General features: G+C 69.8%; 1 protein-coding gene. It reads left to right on the forward strand.

Annotation, left to right across the window (positions count from 1 at the left end; genetic code table 11):
* Window positions 1–351 (forward strand): thioredoxin domain-containing protein (locus ACLZOT_RS50760; RefSeq protein ID WP_416976088.1); only part of this gene is annotated, 351 nt, incomplete at both ends.

Raw genomic sequence — 351 nt, forward strand, 5'->3', positions numbered from 1 at the left:
CGGCGAAGACGGCGGCCCGGGAGCGGCTGCGCGCCGAGCGCGAGCGCGAGGCGAAGCGGGCCAAGGCCAGGCGGCAGATCATCGTCGCCGCCTCGATCGTCGGCGTCCTGGCGGCGGCCGGCGGCATCGGCTACGCCATCGTCCAGGCCAACAAGCCCAGCCACTGGGAGTCCGTGAAGGACCAGAAGAAGAAGGTCGTCACCCCGGCCAACACCAGCGGCACGAACGGCACGACCGTCGTCATCGGCAAGGACAGCGCCAAGAAGACCCTGAAGGTCTACGAGGACCCGCGCTGCCCCGTCTGCGCCAACTTCGAGCAGACGGTCGGCTCGACCGTGGACAAGGACATCG

Origin of the sequence: Streptomyces sp. 4F14 (genome assembly GCF_048159485.1) — a bacterium.
Classification (GTDB): domain Bacteria; phylum Actinomycetota; class Actinomycetes; order Streptomycetales; family Streptomycetaceae; genus Streptomyces.